General features: G+C 53.8%; 5 protein-coding genes. 2 read left to right on the top strand and 3 right to left on the bottom strand.

Annotated elements, in window-relative coordinates:
• Both KQI64_RS01190 and KQI64_RS01185 read left to right on the top strand, forming a co-directional pair.
• A partial coding sequence (locus KQI64_RS01190; protein ID WP_216522952.1) for a DUF896 domain-containing protein occupies positions 1 to 216 on the top strand: 216 nt, incomplete at its 5' end.
• Positions 217 to 665: 449 nt separating this feature from the next.
• Positions 666 to 1,109 (top strand): hypothetical protein, encoded by a 444-nt coding sequence (locus tag KQI64_RS01185; RefSeq protein WP_216522951.1) that lies wholly within the window; start codon positions 666 to 668, stop codon positions 1,107 to 1,109.
• A gap of 52 nt (positions 1,110 to 1,161) precedes the next feature.
• On the opposite strand, the gene KQI64_RS01180 is transcribed toward KQI64_RS01185, so the two are convergent.
• The 3 genes from KQI64_RS01180 to KQI64_RS01170 all read right to left on the bottom strand — a co-directional run bounded on the left by KQI64_RS01180 (position 1,162) and on the right by KQI64_RS01170 (position 6,326).
• A complete protein-coding gene (locus tag KQI64_RS01180) occupies positions 1,162 to 3,198 on the bottom strand; it encodes a heavy metal translocating P-type ATPase (RefSeq protein WP_216522950.1) in 2,037 nt (678 codons plus the stop codon).
• Positions 3,199 to 3,202: 4 nt separating this feature from the next.
• Entirely contained in the window at positions 3,203 to 3,502 is a 300-nt protein-coding gene (locus KQI64_RS01175) for an ArsR/SmtB family transcription factor (protein WP_216522949.1), read from the bottom strand.
• Positions 3,503 to 3,635: 133 nt separating this feature from the next.
• Positions 3,636 to 6,326 (bottom strand): valine--tRNA ligase, encoded by a 2,691-nt coding sequence (locus tag KQI64_RS01170; protein ID WP_216522948.1) that lies wholly within the window; start codon positions 6,324 to 6,326, stop codon positions 3,636 to 3,638.
• Between the last annotated feature and the right edge of the window lie 120 nt (positions 6,327 to 6,446).

The raw sequence follows: 6,446 nt of genomic DNA, 5'->3' as shown, positions 1-6,446 counted from the left end.
ATGGAACAGAATTTATTGCAGCGCATAAACGAGCTTGCCAAAAAGAAAAAGACCGTCGGTCTGACGGCTGAGGAGCAGGCTGAGCAGAAAAAGCTCTACAAAATCTATCTCGGCGAGATCCGACAGCAGTTCAGCGCGACCCTCGACAATGTGTCCGTCGAGGAAAAGGACGGCACCGTCGTACCCTTTAAGGAAGCGTACAAGAAGAAAGGGTGAGCAAGGTGGAGCTTACGAAAGAAGACAAAAAACGTCTCGACAAATTTCTGTCGGCAGCAGCCATTTACGGAAAAACAACTCCGATAGAATATACTTCTTGTGATAAAGAATCCGGTAAATACTACATTGAAATCAACAATCAGTCAAATAAAGTAAAAAAGATTATAAAGTATATTTACACGGAGTATTATCAGATATTATCCACGGAATCCAAAGAAACGACCCTGATTTGCCTGAGTTTGCCGGAATCAGAGGAGTTTGACTTTGCTTGTGATCACGACCGTTCCGTTAAAGCCTGGAGATATTATCAAAATATGTGCGGCACTTCCTTGACAAGCGAAAATTCCGCATATTATTACAACGAAACGATTGAGGTAAACGGCGACGTAAGTTTTAATTTCGGCTACGATAGCCACAAATACTTTCGCAGTATTGTCCGGAACAGCAATTTGTCGGACAACGAAAAACAAAACACATATGATCTCCTGAACTGTTGCGCGTTACACAACTATGAACCGATAAACTTTTCACTTATGCCGGTAACGGGCAACCTGCAAGCAGCCAAGCAAAAATTCGGAAACGATCGGTTTGATACATTTATTTATACTCTGGATTTATTCTATAACGGCGGAGAGCTGCCGCTTTGTCAGGGCGGTAATATGGCTGTTGAAAACCGTCGTATTCTCCGTGATACCCTTAACAGCTTTGACGACGTTTATGACTTCTGCGAAAAGCTATGCTTTATTCAAAACAAATATTTGGTAAATAAATTAATACAATCGGGCAAGAAGCCAATCTTAGAAATAGATAGAGTTAATGAATACATCGATCTTGCAATTCTTGTTTGGACGGAACGCAGCAGACAAACACGTTTCCCCGGCTCGAACGAATGAAATGATCACCTTCAGACAAAATAGCGGACGTGCAGCAAACACGCCCGTTATTTTATTTCCTTATTTTCAGAAGCCGCGCCGTGTAGAGCACACAGATAACGCAGACTCCCGTGTCCGCGACGACTGACATCCATATCGCCGCTAGTCCCAGACAGGCGAGAACAATGACCGCCGCCTTTACCGCGAGGGCAAAGATAATATTTGTGCGGATAGTGCGCATGGTTCTCCGCGCGGTCTTGACCGCCTTTGGAAGCGCGTGTAAGGTTCCCGACGAGAGCACAGCGTCAGCAGCCTCTATCGCCGCCTCGCTGCCCAGACCCATCGCGATACCGCAGTCGCTCGCCGTGAGTACGGGCGCGTCGTTGATTCCGTCGCCGACAAAGCACACGCCGCCGTCGAGCGACTTCACGGCGCTTAGCTTATCGGCGGGCAGAAGCTGAGCTTTGTATGAATCGACTCCTGTCTCTGCCGCCGCTGACCGAGCCGCATTATCTCTGTCGCCGGTCAGCATCATCGTGTTTTTCACGCCGAGTTCTTTTAATTGAGATACTACCTCCGCGCTTTCGTCACGGACGGTGTCGGCGACCTTTATCGCGCCTATCAGCTCGCCGCCGAGGGTGAGAAAGACGTTGCAGTCAGCCGCGCTCCCGGGAATATCGCCGCCAAAGCTGCCGCAGCACAGGATTTTTCCCTCGTAAAGAGCCGAGGTGCCCTTGCCGGCGGTCTCGGTGAAATTGCTCAGAGTAATATCCGCGGCATTCGCTTCACTGCAAATCGCGTGCGCTACCGGGTGCGAGGAATACTCCTCCACAGCCGCCGCAAGGCTGAGTATCTCGCTCTCGGAATAATCAGAAAGCGTGACGGTTTTCGCGACCCTGAGCTTGCCGGTGGTGAGGGTGCCTGTCTTGTCAAAAACGAAGTTCTTTGCCGCCGCGAGAGCCTCAAGGTACTTGCCGCCCTTGATAAGCACGCCCTGCCTTGAAGCCGCGCCTATGCCCGAGAAGTACGCGAGCGGAACCGAGATAACGATCGCGCACGGACAGGAAGCGACGAGTACGACAAGCGCGTTGTAGACCCACTGACCGAAGGTGCCGAAGCCGATAATCGGCGGCACGACCGCGATAAGCACGGCAAGTCCGACCATTATCGGGGTGTATACGGCGGCAAAACGCGAGATCAGCTTTTCGCTTCTGCCCTTCTGAGCCGCCGCGTCCTCGACCATCTGCAAAATCCTCGCGGCGGTGCTGTCGCCGAACGCCTTTGTCGTGCGGATTTTCAGCAGACCGTCGCCGTTCATGCCGCCGCTGAGCACCTCGTCGTTCATACCGACGGCAACGGGAATGCTCTCGCCGGTCAGAGCGGCGTTATCAACGCTTGAGCTGCCTTCAACGACGACTCCGTCGATCGGAATCCTCGCGTGCGGCTTGATAACGATGACGTCGCCGACATTAACGCTCTCGGCGGCTACTTCCTCCTCGTGACCGTGGTGAAGAATGATCGCGGTGTCCGGGCGGATCTGACTTAGCTTCTCGATATCGCGGCGCGACGCGTCGACGGCGAAGTCCTCGATCAGCTCGCCGACTGTGAACAGCAGAGTCACCATCGCGCCCTCGACGTACTCGCCGAGGATAAACGCCGCGATAACCGCCACGCTCATCAGCACGGTTTCCTCTATGCGGAATTTTATGAGATTTTTGAAGCCTTTTACAAAGACCTTCCAGCCCGCGAGAACGGTCGCGGAAAGGCTGAGCGCCAGCACAGCTATGTCGGCGGCTTCATTATGCACGGCGAGGTGAAAAACAAGAGCCGCCGCGCCGAACACGAGAGCGATGATAAGCAGAGCATGCTCGATATCAACGCGTTTTTTCTCCTTTACGGCGGTCTGCTTTACGGTCACACCGTCCTCGATGCTGTCGCAGATTTGCTGAACCTCTGAAACGGGGTTCTTTTTTTCGCTGTCGAACCTCAGCGCCTTTGTCGCGAAGTTGAAGCTGACGTTTTCGAAGCCGTCAGTACCGGCTATCGCCTGCTCGATTTTCCCGGCGCAGTGGGCGCAGTTGAGGTTTTCCAATATCAATGTATGTTTCATGGCGCTACTCCATAAGGTGGTCGATACCCATTTCAATTATTTTCTTGACGTGGTCGTCGTCGAGGGAGTAGTATATCTGCTTACCCTCGCGGCGCGCGCGGACGAGCTTGTTGTTGCGGAGAACGCGGAGCTGATGCGAGATAGTGCTCTGCTCCATTCCGAGGGTTTCCGCGATGCTCAGAACGCTCAGCTCCCCGTCGGAAATCGCGTACATAATGCGCAGACGGGTCGAGTCGCCGAACACCTTGAACAAGTCCGCAAGCTCAAAGAGCATATCCAGATCTGGTATTTCACGGTTGTCCATATTATCACCTCAATGTTTGTACATATGAATATATGTTCATTTATTAATTTGAGTATATCACAAGAAAAAGGGTTTGTCAATCGGTTTTTAAAAATAATTAAGGGACAGAATCGCTCTGTCCCTTTGATATTTATTACAGTGCTTCGATCGCGGCTTCGATCAGCGCGATCTGCTCTCTTTCCTTTTCAGCCTGCTTCCTGACGTTCTCGACTACCGCCGCGGGAGCCTTTGAGACGAAGCCCTGATTATTGAGCTTGCCCTCGGACTGACTAAGGCGCTTCTTGACCTGCTCGAGCTCCTTGTTGAGGCGCTTGAGCTCGGCTTGTTTGTCAACAAGCTCGTCCATCGGAATGTAGACCTTCGCGTCGGGAGTGACGATAGTCACCGCTCCGTCGATGTCAAAGCTCTCGCCTACCTCGACGCCGCTTGCTGACGCGAGCTTGATGAAGAACGCCTGACCGTCCTCAAAGGTCTTGGGGAACCTTGTGGCGACGTAGATTTTCGCCTTGCGTGAGGGCGGAACGTTCATCTCGTTGCGGCGGTTGCGGATTGCGCGGATAGCGTTCATAATGCGCTGCATTTCCTGAGCCGCCTCGGGGAAGTCAAGCTCCGGCTTGTAGGTCGGATAAGCGCAGAGCATGACGGTCTCGCCCTCGTGGGGAATCGTCTGCCATATCTCCTCGGTGATGTAGGGCATGAAGGGGTGCAGGAGCCTGAGTATCTGATCGAGAACGTAGAGCAGAACCTGACGCGCGTTCTGAGCGTCCTCGCCGTCGCTCTGCAAACGAGCCTTTGTAAGCTCGATGTACCAGTCGCAGTAGCAGTCCCAGATGAACTCATAGACCTTCTGAACCGCGATACCCAGCTCGAACTTGCCGAGATTCTCGTTGACCTCCTTAGCTACGGAGTTGAGGGTTGAGAGAATCCACTTGTCCTCGGTGGTGAGGGTCGTGGGCAGTTCGTTCTTTACGTCGTAGTCGTCGATATTCATGTGAACGTAGCGCGATGCGTTCCAGAGCTTGTTCGCAAAGCCCGAGCAAGCCTCGATGCGCTTCTCGGAGTAGCGGATATCGTTTCCGGGCGAGTTGCCGGTAACGAGGAGGAAGCGCAGCGCGTCGGCGCCGTACTTCTCTATGACCTCGAGCGGGTCAACGCCGTTTCCGAGGGATTTGCTCATCTTTCTGCCCTGCTCGTCGCGGACGATGCCGTGAATGAATACGGTGTCGAACGGAGCCTTGCCTGTCTGCTCGATCGCGGAGAAGATCATTCTCGCGACCCAGAAGAAGATGATATCGTAGCCCGTAACCAGAGTGCTGGTCGGGTAGAAATATTTGAGATCGTCGGTGTTCTCAGGCCAGCCGAGGGTCGAGAACGGCCAGAGAGCGGAGCTGAACCAGGTGTCGAGAGTGTCCTCGTCCTGAGTGAGCTTTGTGCCGCCGCAGTGACAGCAGCACTCCGGAGCGTCCTTAGCGACTGTGACGTCGCCGCAGTCCTCGCAGTAGTAGGCAGGGATCCTGTGACCCCACCAGAGCTGACGTGAAATGCACCAGTCCTTGATGTTCTCCATCCAGTGGAAGTAGACCTTCTCAAAGCGCTCGGGAATGAACTTTGTCTCTCCCTCGCGTACAGCCTTGATCGCGGGCTTCGCAAGCGGTTCCATGCGGACGAACCACTGCTTTGAAACCATAGGCTCGATAGTGGTGTGGCAGCGGTAGCAGGTGCCTACGTCGTGGGTGTGGGGCTTTACCTGCCTGAGCAGACCGAGGTCTTTAAGGTCGGCGAGAACCGCTTCTCTCGCCTCGGCGGTGGTCATGCCGGCGTACTTGCCGCAGTCGATGACCTCAGGCTCGTTCTCGGCGAGTCTGCCCTTAGCCTTGAGCTCCTCGTAAGCCTCAACGTCAGCCCTGCCGGTCATGTGGCCGTCGTAGGTGAATACCCTTACGATAGGCAGCTTGCAGCGCTGACCTACCTCGTAGTCGTTGGGGTCGTGGGCAGGTGTGATCTTTACAACGCCGGTACCCTTTTCCATGTCGGCATGCTCGTCGCAGACGATCGGAATCTCCTTGTCGAGCAGAGGAAGGATAACGTGGCAGCCGTGCAGGTGCTTGTAACGCTCGTCGTCCTTGTTGATAGCGACGGCGGTATCGCCGAGCATCGTCTCGGGACGGGTCGTGGCGATCTCGAGCATCTCGCCGGTTTCCTTTACGGGATAGAGAATGTGCCAGAAATGACCCTGCTGCTCCTCGTACTCTACCTCAGCGTCGGAGATAGAGGTGTTGCAGTGCGGGCACCAGTTTACCATGCGGTTGCCGCGGTAGATCTTGCCGTCCTCATAGAGCTTGACAAAGACCTCGCGTACAGCCTCGGAGCAGCCCTCGTCCATGGTGAAGCGCTCGCGCTCCCAGTCGCAGCTTACGCCCAGCTTGCGCAGCTGCTTTGTGATCCTGCCGCCGTACTCGCGCTTCCACTCCCACGCGCGCTCAAGGAACTTCCCGCGTCCGAGGTCGTCCTTTGAGATTCCTTCCTTGCGCATAGCCTCAACGATCTTCGCCTCGGTGGCGATAGAGGCGTGGTCGGTGCCGGGCACCCAGAGAGCCGCGTAGCCGGACATGCGCTTGTAGCGGATAAGGATATCCTGCAAGGTCTCGTCGAGCGCGTGACCGATGTGCAGCTGACCCGTGATGTTGGGCGGCGGCATAACGATAGTGTAGGGTTTTTTATCGGGATCGGCTTTTGTGTGGAAATAATTCCCCTTGAGCCAGAAATCATAAATTTTGTCCTCAAATTCAGAGGGCTTATAGGATTTTGCCATCTCCTTAGCCATAAAATCGCTCCTTGAAAATGTTTTTTAAATACCGTTATATTATCTCACTTTACGGCGGTTTTGTCAAGTTTGATTTGGGCGGCATCACTCAAAACTCCACTCTTAACTCTCCACTCTGAA

Source organism: Lachnoclostridium sp. MSJ-17 (assembly GCF_018918205.1).
In the GTDB taxonomy this organism is placed as follows: Bacteria; Bacillota; Clostridia; order Oscillospirales; family Acutalibacteraceae; genus Ruminococcoides.
Note: the sequence above shows the minus strand (reverse complement) of the source record. Positions and strands in the feature narration are given on the sequence as shown.